18 protein-coding genes are annotated in these 15,648 nt (G+C 39.9%); 16 read left to right on the top strand and 2 right to left on the bottom strand.

Annotated elements, in window-relative coordinates:
* The first annotated feature begins 15 nt into the window (after nt 1–15).
* From HUU81_RS05390 to HUU81_RS05420, 7 genes are read left to right on the top strand one after another with little or no spacing between them, the layout of a single operon-like run.
* Complete coding sequence (locus HUU81_RS05390) at nt 16–1,227, top strand: protein-glutamate methylesterase/protein-glutamine glutaminase (RefSeq protein WP_199611236.1); 1,212 nt, start codon at nt 16–18, stop codon at nt 1,225–1,227.
* On the top strand, nt 1,220–1,960 hold the full coding sequence (locus tag HUU81_RS05395; protein ID WP_199611237.1) for a flagellar motor protein: 741 nt from the start codon (nt 1,220–1,222) through the stop codon (nt 1,958–1,960). The genes HUU81_RS05390 and HUU81_RS05395 overlap by 8 nt, the downstream gene beginning before the upstream one ends.
* Before the next feature lie 3 nt (nt 1,961–1,963).
* Complete coding sequence (locus tag HUU81_RS05400) at nt 1,964–2,959, top strand: OmpA family protein (RefSeq protein WP_199611238.1); 996 nt, start codon at nt 1,964–1,966, stop codon at nt 2,957–2,959.
* Between the two features lie 28 nt (nt 2,960–2,987).
* Nucleotides 2,988–3,779, top strand: coding sequence for a ParA family protein (locus HUU81_RS05405; RefSeq protein ID WP_199611239.1), 792 nt, complete (start codon nt 2,988–2,990; stop codon nt 3,777–3,779).
* The gene (locus tag HUU81_RS05410; RefSeq protein WP_199611240.1) at nt 3,772–4,509 is read left to right on the top strand and encodes a chemotaxis protein CheW; all 738 of its coding nucleotides are present in this window, start codon (nt 3,772–3,774) and stop codon (nt 4,507–4,509) included. The genes HUU81_RS05405 and HUU81_RS05410 overlap by 8 nt, the downstream gene beginning before the upstream one ends.
* 30 nt (nt 4,510–4,539) lie before the next feature.
* On the top strand, nt 4,540–5,037 hold the full coding sequence (locus tag HUU81_RS05415) for a chemotaxis protein CheW (protein WP_199611241.1): 498 nt from the start codon (nt 4,540–4,542) through the stop codon (nt 5,035–5,037).
* Nucleotides 5,038–5,077: 40 nt separating this feature from the next.
* The gene (locus HUU81_RS05420) at nt 5,078–5,473 is read left to right on the top strand and encodes a DUF2802 domain-containing protein (protein ID WP_199611242.1); all 396 of its coding nucleotides are present in this window, start codon (nt 5,078–5,080) and stop codon (nt 5,471–5,473) included.
* Between the two features lie 9 nt (nt 5,474–5,482).
* On the opposite strand, the gene HUU81_RS05425 is transcribed toward HUU81_RS05420, so the two are convergent.
* Both HUU81_RS05425 and HUU81_RS05430 read right to left on the bottom strand, forming a co-directional pair.
* On the bottom strand, nt 5,483–5,794 hold the full coding sequence (locus tag HUU81_RS05425; protein ID WP_199611243.1) for an EscU/YscU/HrcU family type III secretion system export apparatus switch protein: 312 nt from the start codon (nt 5,792–5,794) through the stop codon (nt 5,483–5,485).
* 5 nt (nt 5,795–5,799) lie between these two features.
* Nucleotides 5,800–8,181 (bottom strand): flagellar hook-length control protein FliK, encoded by a 2,382-nt coding sequence (locus HUU81_RS05430; protein WP_199611244.1) that lies wholly within the window; start codon nt 8,179–8,181, stop codon nt 5,800–5,802.
* A 252-nt stretch (nt 8,182–8,433) separates the two neighbouring features.
* On the opposite strand from HUU81_RS05430, the gene ccmA reads away from it, so the two are divergent.
* From ccmA to ccmI, 9 genes are read left to right on the top strand one after another with little or no spacing between them, the layout of a single operon-like run.
* Nucleotides 8,434–9,024, top strand: a complete 591-nt coding sequence (ccmA, locus tag HUU81_RS05435; RefSeq protein ID WP_199611245.1) for a cytochrome c biogenesis heme-transporting ATPase CcmA — start codon at nt 8,434–8,436, stop codon at nt 9,022–9,024.
* Nucleotides 9,024–9,710, top strand: a complete 687-nt coding sequence (ccmB, locus tag HUU81_RS05440) for a heme exporter protein CcmB (protein WP_199611246.1) — start codon at nt 9,024–9,026, stop codon at nt 9,708–9,710. The genes ccmA and ccmB overlap by 1 nt, the downstream gene beginning before the upstream one ends.
* Before the next feature lie 19 nt (nt 9,711–9,729).
* Nucleotides 9,730–10,479 carry a heme ABC transporter permease gene (locus tag HUU81_RS05445; RefSeq protein ID WP_199611247.1) on the top strand — a complete coding sequence of 250 codons (750 nt, stop codon included), beginning with the start codon at nt 9,730–9,732 and terminating at the stop codon, nt 10,477–10,479.
* A 1-nt stretch (nt 10,480) separates the two neighbouring features.
* On the top strand, nt 10,481–10,690 hold the full coding sequence (ccmD, locus tag HUU81_RS05450) for a heme exporter protein CcmD (RefSeq protein WP_199611248.1): 210 nt from the start codon (nt 10,481–10,483) through the stop codon (nt 10,688–10,690).
* Nucleotides 10,680–11,198, top strand: a complete 519-nt coding sequence (ccmE, locus tag HUU81_RS05455; RefSeq protein WP_199611249.1) for a cytochrome c maturation protein CcmE — start codon at nt 10,680–10,682, stop codon at nt 11,196–11,198. The genes ccmD and ccmE overlap by 11 nt, the downstream gene beginning before the upstream one ends.
* 3 nt (nt 11,199–11,201) lie before the next feature.
* A complete protein-coding gene (locus HUU81_RS05460) occupies nt 11,202–13,199 on the top strand; it encodes a heme lyase CcmF/NrfE family subunit (RefSeq protein WP_199611250.1) in 1,998 nt (665 codons plus the stop codon).
* On the top strand, nt 13,196–13,810 hold the full coding sequence (locus HUU81_RS05465; protein ID WP_199611251.1) for a DsbE family thiol:disulfide interchange protein: 615 nt from the start codon (nt 13,196–13,198) through the stop codon (nt 13,808–13,810). The genes HUU81_RS05460 and HUU81_RS05465 overlap by 4 nt, the downstream gene beginning before the upstream one ends.
* 4 nt (nt 13,811–13,814) lie before the next feature.
* Complete coding sequence (locus tag HUU81_RS05470; RefSeq protein ID WP_199611252.1) at nt 13,815–14,282, top strand: cytochrome c-type biogenesis protein; 468 nt, start codon at nt 13,815–13,817, stop codon at nt 14,280–14,282.
* Complete coding sequence (gene ccmI, locus HUU81_RS05475; protein ID WP_199611253.1) at nt 14,279–15,610, top strand: c-type cytochrome biogenesis protein CcmI; 1,332 nt, start codon at nt 14,279–14,281, stop codon at nt 15,608–15,610. The genes HUU81_RS05470 and ccmI overlap by 4 nt, the downstream gene beginning before the upstream one ends.
* Nucleotides 15,611–15,648 lie beyond the last annotated feature (38 nt).

Consider the following 15,648-nt stretch of genomic DNA (forward strand, 5'->3'; position numbering starts at 1 on the left):
AGCTAAGGATGTCCAATGTCGATCAAAGTGTTAGTGGTAGATGACTCTAGTTTTTTTCGAAGAAGAGTTAGCGATATACTCAATCAAGATAGTGATTTAGAAGTTATAGATACAGCGGTAAATGGCAAGGATGCTATTGAAAAAGCTAAGCTATTAAAGCCTGATGTGATCACCATGGATGTTGAAATGCCAGTAATGGACGGTATTACATCTGTAAAAGGGATCATGAAAGTTCAGCCAACGCCGATTCTGATGTTCTCGTCTTTAACTCATGAAGGCGCGCAATCAACGCTAGATGCGTTAGATGCAGGAGCGGTTGATTTTTTACCTAAAAAGTTTGAAGACATTGCGCGTGATAAAAAAGATGCGATTGTAATGTTACAAACAAGGGTTAAAGCAATTGCTAAAAGGCCCGGCCGCGCTAGCCCATTTAGCGGAACACCAGCGCCTAGCACTAGTTCTCCTAAGCCGTTAAGTAGAAGTCGCCCCTCCTCATTATCAAGCTCCTCTTCTAGTGCAAGCTCACTGAGCAGCTTACGAAGTTCAAGTGTTGGTTCAACTTCTTCGAGTGCGTTGAAACGGACAGAACCTGAAAGTAAAGCAGCTACCGCACCACCTCCTTTAGTAACAAGAAAAGGAGGCAGTAATGGTGACTATAAATTATTGGCAATAGGTTGCTCAACTGGCGGTCCTGTGGCCTTACAAACAATTTTGACGCAATTTCCAGCCTCATATCCTTACCCCATTATTATTATTCAACATATGCCAGCCGCGTTTACTGCAGCCTTTGCTGCGCGGTTAAATACATTGTGTAACATCACCATTAAAGAAGCTGAAAATGGCGACACACTTAAGCCAGGCGTTGCCTACTTAGCGCCAGGCGGTAAACAATTAGTACTTGAAGGGAATAACAGTCCTAGAATCAAAATTATCGAAGACGATTCACCCAGAATAACGTATAAACCAAGTGTTGATATTTCATTTGGCAGTGCAGCTAAAATTTATCGGAACAAGGTATTAGCAGTGGTATTAACAGGAATGGGAGCAGATGGTAAAGAGGGGGCACGTTTATTAAAGCAAAGTGGGTCAAAGATATTAGCGCAAGATGAGGCAAGCTGTGTTGTTTATGGTATGCCCCAAGCAGTGACTGCGGCAGGTCTAACTTCAGGCTCTTATCCATTAAACGATATGGCAAATCAGATTTTAAAGGAAACAGGTTATGGATAAATTAAGTATTGCTGGTTTGCTTTTGGCTATATTAGCTGTTATTGGTGGCTTTGTTATTGAAGGTGGTGCATTAATAACGCTTTTTCACTTTCCTGCATTCTTAATTGTTTTTGGTGGCACTATCGGTGCTGTCATGCTCCAATCACCAGCCAGTCAGTTTCAGCGCGGCTTACTAATGTCTAAGTGGGTGTTTGCGACGCCAGTATACGATGTTGATGAAGGCATTGAGCGCATTTCGCATTGGGCAAATGAGGCAAGGCAAAACGGCTTTCTGGCGCTTGAAAATGAGGCTATTGCAGAGTCTGATACCTTTATTAACAAGGGGCTAAACTTACTTGTCGATGGCGCGGAATCTGAAGTGATTCGAGATGCTTTGGATATCGAGTTAACTTTAGAGCGTGAGCACTTGCTAAAATCGGCTCGTATATTTGACTCTATGGGCGGATACAGCCCAACCATTGGGATCATCGGTGCGGTTCTAGGCTTAATTCAAGCAATGGCAAATATAAAAGATCCTACGAGTTTAGGTAATGGCATTGCAACGGCCTTTGTAGCAACTATTTATGGTGTTGGCTTTGCTAACCTGTTATTTATCCCTGTGGCGGAAAAGTTGAAGGCAGTGGTATATCAACAAATGCTTTATAAAGAGATGCTGATTGAAGGGATTTTGTCTATTGCTAACGGTGAAAACCCTCGAAGTATTGAACTGAAACTTTCTTCGTACAGGAAGTAGTTGATGTATCGCCATCGAAATAAACATACTAAAGTTGATGAAGATAATTTAGATCGTTGGTTAGTTTCTTATGCTGACTACATGACGTTAATGTTTGCGCTATTTGTTGTGCTGTATGCTTTGTCTTTAATTAAAGAAGAAGAGTATAAGATCTTATCAGATACTTTAGGTGAAGTGTTTGAGATAAAAGGCGGAGAGAGTAAAGGCGCCAAGAACCATGATATTTTAGTCACAGAACAAGAAGATACCGACTTTCAGCTGTACGGGGACGGATTACTCGAAGTTAAAGGGCCGGAATTACTCGAAAGTGATTCTCAGTTATCTAATATTCATGAGAAAAAACTGGGAAATCCATTAGCTGCACTAGAGCAAGATCTTAAAACAGCGCTTCATGATTTAGAGCAAAAAGGTATTGCTGAGGTAGAGCGCGATGATGACTGGCTAACTATTGAGTTAAATAGTGGCATGCTATTTCCGAGTGCTAGCTCAACGACAACGAATAATGCCAAGCTGGTATTAAGCCAAATTAGTAAAATTATAGAGCCCGTAAATAACTACATTCGTGTGCGCGGTTATACCGACAATATTCCAATTAATAATGAAATATACTCATCGAATTGGGAGCTGTCAGTCGCACGCGCTACCGCTGTAGTAAGAGAATTTCAGTCATCTGGTCTAAATCCTGCTCGTATGGCGATAGAAGGGTATGGAGAATATTATCCTTTTGCCGATAACAGTACAGCGCAGGGCAGAGCTAATAACCGAAAAGTAGTTATAGCGGTTTCTAAATACGCTTTGGATGTACCGCTTGATGAAGAGAATGATTCACGAACTGAAATGTTGAAACAGTTAGTGAGTGATGTGCAAGCAACTCAGCAGCAGTCGAATGAAGGTGCTGAAAGCGAACAAGAGAATAAAGTGAGAATTATTCAGCTTCCAAATGGTGGCATACGTGTCACCACTGCCCCTGAAGAAAACGCGACCGAAAATAATAACTAAACTAATTCTTAACGAGAAAGTTGTAATTTTGAAAATTTGGACAATAGCAAATCAAAAAGGTGGAGTAGGTAAAACAACCTCAACTGTAACACTTGGTGGGTTGCTAGCGGCTCGTGGCTATCGGGTTTTATTAGTTGATACAGATCCCCATGCTTCACTTACCTATTATTTTGGTATTGATTCTGAAGATCTAGAAGTGAGTGTGTTTGATTTATTTTCAAGAGGCGCGCAAATAACCAAAGAAGAAATTTTGCAGTCTTTGTGTCCGTCGACATTAAGTAACCTAGATATTTTGCCTGCAACCATGGGACTGGCAACGTTAGACCGCACTTTTGGTAACAAAGGCGGTATGGGATTGTTGCTAAAAAAAGCGTTAAATAAAATTGCAGATGAATATGACTTTGCTTTGCTTGACTGCCCGCCTGTACTAGGCGTACTAATGGTTAATGCACTTGCAGCCTGTGAGCGTATACTTATACCTGTACAAACAGAATTTTTGGCGCTGAAAGGTCTTGATAGAATGTTACGCACGATGGATTTAATGAACGCATCGCAAAGTAAAGCGTATGACTTTACGATTATTCCAACGATGTATGACAAACGAACCAAAGCATCGCTGGATGCGTTTAAAAAGCTGAAAGAGTTATACCCAGAAAATGTATGGCCGAGTGTTATTCCCATTGATACCAAGTTTAGAGATGCAAGCTTAGCACAACAGCCACCATCAGTTTACACACCTAAATCAAGAGGCGTGTTTGCTTACAACACCTTATTAACCTATTTAATGCAGTTAGAGCCAATGAGTGAAATGAATGAGTAAGCAAAACTTTGCGAATGAAAAAGTGATGAAAAAGTACCTTACGGCACTTTTGACCGAGGATGAGCCTGAGAATGAAGAGGAGCACCTCGAACCTGTTGCTAAATTATTAAAGCAGGTTCAAGTGGTCAATAGAGCTGATGAAGAAGTTGAAGCTTATAAAGAAAAGCTGCTAGTTGACGATAAAGCTGTAACAAAAGAAATAGTTACTGAAAAAATTGAAGAAATTGAACTAGACTTAAAAGCAGCTAAAGTTACTAGCGAAGAAAAAGATTACAGAAAAGGGAGTTTTCAAGCGTTATTCTTCAAAGTGGCAGGTTTAACCGTTGCTGTACCTTTAACGGAACTAGGCGGAATACATAATTTATCAAAATTAAGTAGTTTAATCGGTAAGCCGAGCTGGTTTATGGGAGTAATGGTTCACCGTGATGAGAAGCTGAATGTGGTTGATACAGCTAAATGGGTGATGCCAGAGAAATATGACGATCAGCTAGAGGCCGCGTTAGATTATAAGTATGTAATTATGTTAAGTGATAGCGCATGGGGAATGGCATGTGAGCAACTGGTCAATACCGTAACCTTAGAACAAGATGATGTTAAATGGTCTGACAATAAAACGCGACGTCCATGGTTGGCGGGATTAATTAAAGACAAAATGTGCGCTTTGTTAGATGTAGAAGAGCTAACAAGTTTGCTTAACAACGGTTTAGATATTAGTGAAGAAGAATTGTAAGTTAAAAGTGCTTGCGAGGGAGCAAAGCGAATGAGTGAAGAAAGAAAAATTTCTGCAAATAACGCAGCTGATGTAAATGATGAAGTGTTGCAATGGGTGACTTTCCGCTTAGAGGATGAAACTTATGGTATTAACGTTATGCAAGTGCAAGAAGTGCTGCGTTATACCGAAATAGCACCAGTTCCAGGAGCGCCAACTTATGTGCTTGGTATCATCAACTTGCGTGGTAACGTTGTTACAGTTATTGATACCCGTTCACGCTTTGGTTTACCACCTACAGAAGTAACCGACAATTCACGTATTGTTATTATTGAAGCAGAAAAGCAAGTGCTTGGTATTTTAGTTGATAGTGTTGCTGAAGTGGTATACCTGAGAAGCTCTGAAATTGACAGTGCACCGAATGTAGGCACAGACGAAAGTGCTAAATTCATTCAAGGTGTTAGCAATAGAGATGGCGAACTACTTATTTTGGTTGATCTTAATAAGCTTCTAAGTGACGATGAGTGGGATGAAATTTCAAACTTTTAAACATAAGTGAATACTTGTGTATTAAAGATTATTAGTGATCATGAATGAATTTGTATTTTTGGGTGGCCTTGTTGCCACCTTGTTGTTAGTTGTAGTTTTATTTATAAAATTAATATCTTTCAATAAAAAGCTCAGTTCTTGTTATCAGCGGATTGTTATACTGAAAAAAGAACTGGATGTAGCCAAGAACGAAGTGCAAGAGCTTCGTAGCGGCCTCATGGGGATGGGGAAGCGTATAGCTAAATTACAAAACATGACGCATGAGGTTTCTGAGAAGCAGGTAGAAATACAACATGTGGATGCAGATTCAAAACTGTATTCCCGCGCAGTAAAAATGGTAGAGCTAGGGGCTGATATTGAAGAGATTATCTCTGAATGTGAGTTACCAAGAGCTGAAGCGGAATTACTTTTCTCCATACATGGTAAGAACCAATAAATTCTGCTGTCATACCTTTTCTTTAATGCGATTGTGCATATTGTTCCAATTATCAGGAAACTCGCCTTTTAAAATATATGAAAACGCGATAAGTTCGGCAATGACGATATAGAGCTCTTTCGGTATTTCATCGCCTAGTTCTAATGTCGCTAAAATTTGAGATAGCTGTTCATCTTCATGCACTAATACACCATGCTCTTTTGCTATAGCAATGATCTCTTCTGCAATTTCTTGCTCACCTGTAGCAATAACTTTAGGCGCAGAGCCAGACTCATACTTAAGTCCAACTGCTTTTTTAGTTTTCCTTGGTTTATCAGACATAACAATCACACTTTTATATTTAATATTTCTGCATTAGTAGTACGAATCGTCTCAGGAACCTGAGTGACTACACAAGGCGTATAATCTACGGATAGGTCGAAAGACAAAAGCCGCTCTTCTAAAAACTCAACATACGTGTCTATTTTAGCTTTTACGGCATGCTCATCAGTAAAAAAATTAAGCTTTAAATGGTTATCTATAATTGCCCCCTTTATGAGCAGGCGACCTAATGGGCTTAAATCCATGTTAAGTGTAATTTTCCATGTTGATTGCTTAACGTCTTTTGCATGTTTTTCGCTTTCTTGCTCGAATAGTATTTCATGCTCTTTTAATCCTTGTTCGTATTGAATAGGAAGTGTGACGAAATATAAATTGTTCTGATCAAGTTGACGCTCTAATGTATGTAACTGACTTAGACGTATATGGCTATGTGTATTTAATAAGCTGCCCGCAAGAGATGAAGACTTGTCGGCATGACTCAATAATTGCTTTGCCCAGTTTTTTTTCTGACCGTCTGAAAGATTGGTTAATTGCGGGGCTAACGATCTAATTAGCGTGCTTATTTGTGGGGCGGTTAGCGTGGTTGCTGTTTTACTTTTTGAAGATAAAAAAAGTAGATTAATTGCAGTTTGTAATAAGCTGTTATTTTCGACTTTTAGGCTGGGCGGTAGTGATGCTGTACTAGTAACTGATGCCGAGGTGACTATGTTACTTTTCATGGGCTCCGTTTGCATGGGCTCCGTTTGCATGATATCCGTCAGTTTAGCAGGCGAATCTGGCGAGGTAGCAGAGTGTCTGTTTGTTTCGCTACTGAATAATTTGCCAGTATCGTAATTAAGCAGGTTCTGCATCACATTACTCACCAATGCGGCAGTGGTGCTGGGCTTAGTAACGGTAAGTGACGCCAGCTGTAATTTAATAGTGTTTGTAACCTCTTTTAATTCAGTAAAACTTTCAAGCTTGGGGGCAAGGAAGCTCTGTTTGAGAGTTTTATCATGAGCAATATATTTCGGTAGCAATGTAAATATAAGTTGTTTGATTTCAGGCGCAACATGGGCCAGCTTTTGCTCTTTTGGTAGATCTTGTTGAACGATATGCAACAACTGATTTTGTAGTTGAGCGGGAAGGTTTTTAAATTGAGTACGCCCCAGCATTTGATTAATTTCGGCGCTTTTTGAATTGGTGGCTTGTGGGTCGTGTACGGTTGATTGTTCATGATTGGCTGTACGATTTAATTCCATCGCTTGAGGAGCATTTTTAATAATCTGTGCTGCCAGCTTATTACTTAAGTTAATTTCTACAGTGGATGATGTGGTCGCGCTTAGTGAAAGCGGTGTAACTTTAAATGAAAGCTGGCCACCTTTTTCATTTAGTGCCAGTTGTAGCGGGAGTGGCTTTTCCAATGGTGCTATTTTGGGGATTAAGTTAGGCAATCCTTTACTAACAGACTGTTGAGGTAAATTTAGTTGAATGTTGGTGTCTATGTTTAGTGTTAACTTACCTTTAATTTGGCTTGGCGTAAGCTCGGCGGTCAACAATTTGTTAGGAGGCACAACTTCTCTAGCAAGGCTGTTAAGTAGCTTTGTTGAGTGGTTAGCTGTTAATGAAAAACTAACTGGGGCTGTTTTACCTTCCTGACTTAACTTATGAATTGCATGCTGAATTTCATTGGTATTCCTTGCTAGAAAATTCATATTTATTGGCGCATTGCCACTCTTGTGCTGTGGCGCGGCAAGTATATTAACATTAAGTTGGTTGCCTTTTGCTTCTAAAACGAGTTTAGCTGGATAGCTAGTGGCAGTAGAATGTGCTTTGTAGTTAAGTAAGTTAGCCAGCTGTTCTGTAATACTTTTATTTAGTTTTAACAGTTGGTTGGGATGAAGTGTCAGTGTTCCTTGGATGGTAGCACTATCGGAATGTGAAGATGCTGGCTTTGTGGAAGAAAGCAATAAAGGAACCAACCCCTCTAAGGTGCTGTGCTTTAAGTTGAAATGTGGCAAGTAAGACAGTAATTTCAGCTTAACATCGGTAGGTATGACAATATCAACACTTTGGGCTTGAGAGTGGGAAGGGGATAGATTATTAGGTTGTGTGCTTAGCTTTAAAATGAATTCATTGCCAGTGGATGGATTCGGGTTTTGAATCACCTGAGCAAACTTAATATTTTTACTGAGTTCCGGTGATGTTGCTATTTGCAGTGTGACAGGCTTAGGCTCAGTTAAAATTTTGACTGATTGTTTGTTTGGGGAAGTGCTAGTAATTTCAACTGGGTAGCTTTTACCAAATTCAATTTTTTGCGTGGATGATGCACCGCTTTCTAACGAAATAGAGGTTGCAGATGCTGCATTGCTTAATGTTTGATTAGGGTGGTTAGTGGATATTGACATAATAACTGCCTAACCGCTTTTTCATAAAATTTTTCCCCTTAATGATATTCATTAAAACTAACCGATTTCCTTTCTATATAGCAGCATAATAACGTTATTTTTAGTCACTTTAATAACTACCGTATTCGATATAGCATTATGCAATATAAGTTACATTTAAGTTATGAAATCCATTAGATATCAGTTGGCTGTACTCTGTAATTCTATGCTATTATGCGCGCAATTTTAATTGAAAACAAAGTAGCCTGAATTTTGTTATCTGCGCAGTCACTTACTTCTATCAGACAAGATCGATGTTTATTCGACGATCTTAGTTTTCAGATCCAAAAAGGGCAGATATGGCAGGTTGAAGGCCCTAATGGTGCGGGTAAAACAACCTTACTAAAAATGCTTGCAGGGTTATTAAAACCTTATGAAGGGACTGTTAAGTTTGACGACCCGGAGCAAGAAATATTGTATTTGGGTCATAAAGCTGGGATTGCTTCGTCACTCAGTGCATTAGAAAATATGCGTTGGTGGCACGCCACCCATCAAGTGGATGATGTTTTACCCTTTCCTCTGCTTGAAAAACTTGGACTAGTTGGCTTGGAAGATTGCCCTAGTGGTTTGCTTTCAGCTGGCCAGCAGCGCCGTATTGCGTTGAGTCGATTGTGGACCTCTACCGCTAAATTATGGTTGCTAGATGAGCCTTTCACCGCAATAGATAAACAGGGTGTAAGCCTTCTACAGGAAAAGTTTTCATCTCATATTGAAAATGGTGGCACCATTATTTTAACAACACACCAAGATTTAACGAATAAGTTTGATTCGTTACATAAGATTGTTTTGGAGTATCGTTTTTAATGATGACCAATATTTCTTATGCTTCAGCCTTTTTCGCACTAATACAAAAAGAATTTACGCAGGTATATCAACATAAAGCCGACATTGTAAATCCATTAATCTTTTTTGTGGTTGTAATTACACTGTTCCCTTTAGGGCTTGGGCCTGAGCCTAACTTATTAGCGCGAATTGCGGCGGGTATTATTTGGGTCGCGGCTTTACTGTCTACCATGATGGGGTTAGAGCGTGTTTTTAAAGCTGACTATGATGATGGAACGATAGAGCAACTACTCATTTCTTCTACGCCTTTCTTTATTTATGTGTGCGCTAAAATGGTTGTGCATTGGCTTTTAACAAGTTTACCGCTCATTATTTTATCGCCTGTTGCTGCATATATGCTGCATATTCCCACTCAGGGATTTGAAGCATTAATGTTGACGTTATTACTAGGTACTCCAATCTTAAGTATGATTGGTATTATTGCAACTGCACTTACAGTGAGCCTGCCTAAAAGCGGTGTGTTACTGAGTTTACTGGTGCTACCTTTGTATATTCCTGTATTGATATTTTCAACCTCTGCAGTTGATGCTGCCAGCATGGGAATGGCATATAATGGTCATTTAGCAATGTTGGCGGGTGTTATGATGCTATCAATTGCAGTGAGCCCGTTTGCAACAGCAGCAGCATTAAAAATTAATATTAATTAAGTGATTATTGAGAAATTCTATGTGGAAATGGTTACATCCTTATGCCAAATCTGAAAAAACGTATCAGTTATGCGGCGCATTAACACCATGGTTTAGTCTTTTGGCATTTGGGTTAATAACGATAGGGATGATTTGGGGATTGTTGTATGCCCCGGCCGATTATCAGCAAGGTGACAGTTTTCGTATTATTTACATGCACGTACCTTCCGCTATGCTGTCTATGAGCGTGTATGCGGCTATGGCAATTATGGCGTTGGTTGGCTTGGTGTGGCAAATCAAAACAGCGGATATGGCGGTATCGGCAATTGCTCCTGTTGGTGCTGTATTTACCGCAATCGCGCTGTTTACCGGTGCCGCATGGGGAAAACCTATGTGGGGTGCATGGTGGGTGTGGGATGCAAGGCTCACCTCAGAGCTGATTCTTCTTTTTTTATACTTAGGCGTGATTGCGCTTTATAATGCGTTTGATGATAAAGCGAGTGGTGGTAAAGCCGCAGGTATTCTTGCATTAGTTGGAGTCGTTAATTTACCGATTATTCATTACTCGGTAGAGTGGTGGAATACCCTTCATCAAGGTGCAACCATTACACGATTTGATAAACCATTAATTGATTCGAGTATGCTGTGGCCACTATTAATAAATTTAGTTGGGTTTGGCTGTTTTGTTGGTGCAATTGTTTGCCAACGATTAAGAAATGAAATTTTATTGCGTGAGCAACATAGACCTTGGGTTAAATCAATAGCAATGAAAGTAGCAGGTGAAAAATAATATGCAATTTTCTAGTTTTTCAGAATTTGTCGCGATGGGCGGGTATGGTTTTTATGTATGGCTTTCTTACGGGGTGTCATTTTTATTATTACTTGGTTTAGTGATGGTAACAAAAACTCAGCATTCAAAAATTAAAAGAACGATAGCCCAATCTATATTACGTAATGAACGTATTAATAAAGCACGTAAGGAATTAAGCCATGAATCCTAGACGTAAAAAACGACTCACTGTTGCGATTACATTAATATTATCTGTTGGTTCGGCAATCGGGTTTATTTTATATGCATTACAGCAAAATATTGATCTGTTTTACACTCCATCAGAAATCGTGAACGGTAAAAACGAAACAGGTATTAAGCCAAGTATTGGTCAGCGGCTTCGTATAGGTGGCATGGTTAAAGAAAATTCTGTAAAGCGAAGTGATGACTCTCTCGATGTAGAGTTTGTGTTAGTGGATGTAGGGCCTGAAGTTACCATCAAATACAACGGCATTCTGCCAGACTTGTTTCGTGAAGGACAAGGCATTGTAGCACAAGGCGTGCTAACTGGTCCTTACACCATTGAAGCGTTTGAGGTGTTAGCAAAACATGATGAAGAATATATGCCGCCAGAAGTGGCAGAGGCGTTAAAAGGTATTAAACATGTTAAGCCACAGTACGGCAAAACAGCATCAGAATCGTCAAGTGGCGAATCAAACACGCTTGGTGGGAGTAATTAATCTGTGATCCCTGAACTTGGTTATTTATCACTCGTTATAGCATTTATATTTTGTTGCTTTCTTTCTTTGTATCCTATACTTGGTGCGCATAGAGGTAACTTAAGCTTAATGCGATCTGGTCCTGTGTTCGCTTATTCAGCTTTATTTTTTACTTTTATTTCATTTTTATGTTTAGTTTATGCATTTGTAAATAACGACTTTACCGTAGCTTACGTTGCAAACCATTCAAACTCCTTACTTCCATTAATTTACCGCATTACTGCTGTATGGGGAGGGCATGAAGGCTCATTTCTGTTATGGGTATTAATTTTAGCTTGCTGGTTTGCTGCTGTTGCGTTTGCCTCTAAAGGACTTAACTGGCCGTTTCGCGCTAGAGTACTCTCTGTGCTTGGCTGGGTTGGATTAGGTTTTTATTTATTTATTTTATTAGTGTCTAATCCGTTTGAACGCTTATTGCCTTACTTTCCTATTGATGGTCAAGATTTAAATCCGGTATTACAAGACCCTGGGATGATCATTCATCCGCCAATGCTATACATAGGGTTTAGTGGGTTCGCAGTATCATTTGCATTTGCTATTGCTGCGTTAATCTCTGGTAAGTTAGATGCAAGTTGGGCGAAATGGTCAAGGCCGTGGACGTTGGCTGCATGGGTGTTTTTAACATTGGGTATTGCGCTTGGCAGTTGGTGGGCTTATTACGAACTTGGCTGGGGCGGTTGGTGGTTCTGGGATCCTGTTGAGAACGCATCATTTATGCCATGGCTGCTAGGCACTGCTTTATTGCACTCACTGGCAGTAACAGAAAAGCGTGGTGTGTTTAAGTCTTGGACCGTGCTACTGGCAATCGCAACGTTCTCACTTAGTTTATTGGGTACATTCTTAGTTCGTTCTGGTGTGGTGGTGTCTGTGCATGCTTTTGCCTCAGACCCTACGCGAGGACTATTTATTTTAGGATTCTTATTTCTTGTTATTGGCGGTAGCTTGCTTTTGTATGCATGGCGAGCGTCTTCAATGCGTAGCACAGGCAAATATAAATTATTCTCGCGTGAGGTAATGTTGTGGGGGAATAATATTCTTCTTACCGCTGCAATGCTCGTGGTGTTACTGGGCACATTACTACCATTAGTACATAAAGAATTAGGCATGGGCTCTATATCTATAGGCGTGCCATTTTTTAATGAAATGTTTACTTACCTCATCGTGCCATTTGCAGTACTGGTTGGTATTGGCCCACTAGTTAGATGGAAACAAGAAAAGTTTAAAAAAGTTGGTCGAGCGTTAGTACTTACTATGCTTTTTAGTGTTGCAATTACTTGGTTTGTTGCAACGATAGGGTTTGATACGATGGTATCAATTACACTATTAGGCATTTTATTAGGTGTCTGGGTAACGCTTTCAACTATTCGTGAGTTGACCATTAGAATGAATCACTTTGGTTCATGGCAACAGGGCCTAGCCAAATTATCTGGTAGCCATTGGGCGATGATTTTAGGTCATTTAGGCTTCGCAGTCTCCCTAATAGGTATAGCGGTGACGAGCCAATATAGCACTGAGAAAGATGTCAGAATGGCGGTTGGCGAACAAATAGACTTAGGTGGTTACCGCTTTGTATTTAGCGACATTAAACGTGTTGAAGGCCCTAATTACGAAGGTCATGAAGGTGTGATCAATATTTATCAAGAAGATAAACAAGTTGCTCAGTTATTACCACAAAAGCGTATGTATGTTGTACAGCGTATGCCGATGACAGAAGCGGCAATAGATGCGAGCTTATGGCGAGATCTTTATGTTGCGCTAGGAGAGCCAATGAACGCTGCTCACCCAACACAGGGAGAGTGGGCGCTAAGGGTTTATCATAAACCTTTTGTTCGCTGGGTATGGTTAGGTGCAATTTTTATGGCCTTTGGTGGTTTGTGCGCACTATTTGATAAGCGTTACAGAAGGAAAGCTGTTGCCCGCAATTTTTCTGCGACGACTTCTTTTAGTGGTGTTAATTCATGAATAAAAAATTAGCCTTTTTTTTACTGCCCTTTTTTATATTTTTAACGTTAACGTTTTTTCTGTTGAAAGGGCTCTTTTCAGATCCACGTGAGCGTGAATCTGCACTGATTGGAAAGCCATTACCAGAGTTTCAGTTAATTGACTTAATGGAACCGAATAAAGTTTGGACTGATAAAGAGTTATTAGGGGAACCTGTGCTGCTTAACGTGTGGGCAGAGTGGTGCCCAACCTGTAATGAAGAGCTTGGGTTCCTTACAGAATTAAGAGAACGGGGAGTTAAAATAGTGGGGGTATATTATTTAAACGATATAGATCCAGACTTTGGTGATAAAGTCGACTTACCGAGAATTCAGGCTGTGGTTCAAGAAAAGTTAACTAACCGTGGTAACCCCTACCAATATAATATGTTAGATACTCATCGTAGCTTGATTTTAGATCTCGGCGTTGATGGTGCACCAGAAACTTTCTTTATTGATGCAAAGGGGGTCATTCGGTTTCACCACAAGGGCGATATTAACCAAAGAAATTGGCGTACAAAATTTGCTGATATCTATCGCGAACTGGATGAGACATCTATAGCTACAATCAACACTACAAATGCGAGCTTATAATCACATGAAATATGGATTAATTAGTTTACTAGTCTTAGTTATTCACCTACCAGTGTTTGCGGTAGAAGAAATTCGCAGTTTTAATAATGCGACTGAACAGCGAATCTACCAAGAGTTAATCGCAGAGTTACGTTGCCCAAAATGTCAAAACCAAAATGTTGCTGATTCAAATGCAATTGTGGCGATTGATATTAAAGATAAAGTTTATGAACTAGTCACTGAGGGCAAAGACAAGGATGACGTGATCAGTTTTATGATCGATCGTTATGGCTATTTTGTTCATTACAAGCCACCAATCACTATGGTCACTATTTTGTTGTGGGTGATTCCTGTGGTGTTTATATTATTAGCCATAGTAACAGTACTGTTCAAAACGCGTCATCCAGCAAAAGATGAAAGCGCTTGGAATGAAGAAAAAGAACAGCAAGTTAACGTATTAATTTCTCAGTATGGCTCAGGGCGTAATCAATGATCAATATGTACATTATTTTTGCTTTAGCTATCCTTTTAGCAAGCTTATTATTTTTGCTGCCGTTTATTCGTACCTCTTCAAAATCGTCTGAAATGAGAAAGGTTGAGCTTGCTCAGCAACATGAAATTAAGCAAGGCATCATTGCTGACCGGGTGGCTTTGTATGAATTACAAAGCAATGAGTTACAAGATGATCTGGCTCAAGAGTTGATTGATGAACAAGACTATCAAGCTTCTCAACAAGAGCTTAAACAGCGTTTGCTTAGAGAAGTGGAGCCACATCTGTCAGCGTCTAAGCCGATCAATTTAAGATTTTTAGCAACGTGTGGGTTCTTATTTTTAATCAGTTTTTGCGTCATTTTCTATTATTTTCATGGCGCTCACAGGCAATTAACATACTGGCAGAGTGCAGTTGAGAAGCTGCCTGAATTTGGTAAACGTTCTATTTTGAGTCAAGGGGAACCCTTAAGTTTGCAAGAAACGCAGCAGTTTGCATTAGCACTTAGGACTAAGTTAGCTGATACAGACGGCGACGCAGTAGCGTGGATGTTATTAGGGCGTACACTATTGTCGTTGCAAGACGTTGAAGGTGCGTTGGCTGCTTTCAATAAAAGCTATCGTCTTGATCCTAATAAATTATCCTTGTTAGTCAGTTTTAGTCAGGCATTGATCATTCAAAATACGGAAAAATCCATTGCACAAGCAGGAACTATGTTATCTAAGGCGCTAACGCTTTATCCTCAAAATCCTGATGCATTATCTCTTCTGGCGTTGTTAGCATTTAACAGAGGGGATTATACGGAGGCAAGATCGGCTTGGAATTTATTAATATCTCAATATGAGCCAGCAGACCCGCGTCACCAATTTATCAAGCAAAAATTAAGTGAAGTAAAGAGCTTATTGGCAGGTAATACGACGGATATCTCTCCAGATAGCGCTTCAGATGTCGCTAATGGTAGACAAGATAGTATCAACGCCTCTAATGATGCTAAGCTCAATGTAACGGTGAATTTAGCACCTTCTTTAAAGGACTCAATTCCTGAAGGGGCTACATTATTCATTTTTGCGCAGGCAACAACTGGGCCGAAAATGCCACTTGCAGTAGTTAAGTCAAACGTGACTAGCTTTCCTATAACCGTTTCATTAAGTGATGAGAATGCGATGATGCAAGGGTTAACACTTTCTAGTGCTTCTCAGGTAGTGGTTACTGCAAGAATTTCAAAGGATGACAAGGTTGATAAAGGAGCAGGAGACTTACAGGGGACTTCTATAAGTATCGATAAACCTTTTTCTAAATCTGTTGCAGTAGAAATAAACTCAGTGCTGTAGATATAAGGGCAGCATAGCCTAATTATTTAAACTTATTT

This window comes from Flocculibacter collagenilyticus (assembly GCF_016469335.1).
Taxonomy (GTDB): domain Bacteria; phylum Pseudomonadota; class Gammaproteobacteria; order Enterobacterales; family Alteromonadaceae; genus Flocculibacter; species Flocculibacter collagenilyticus.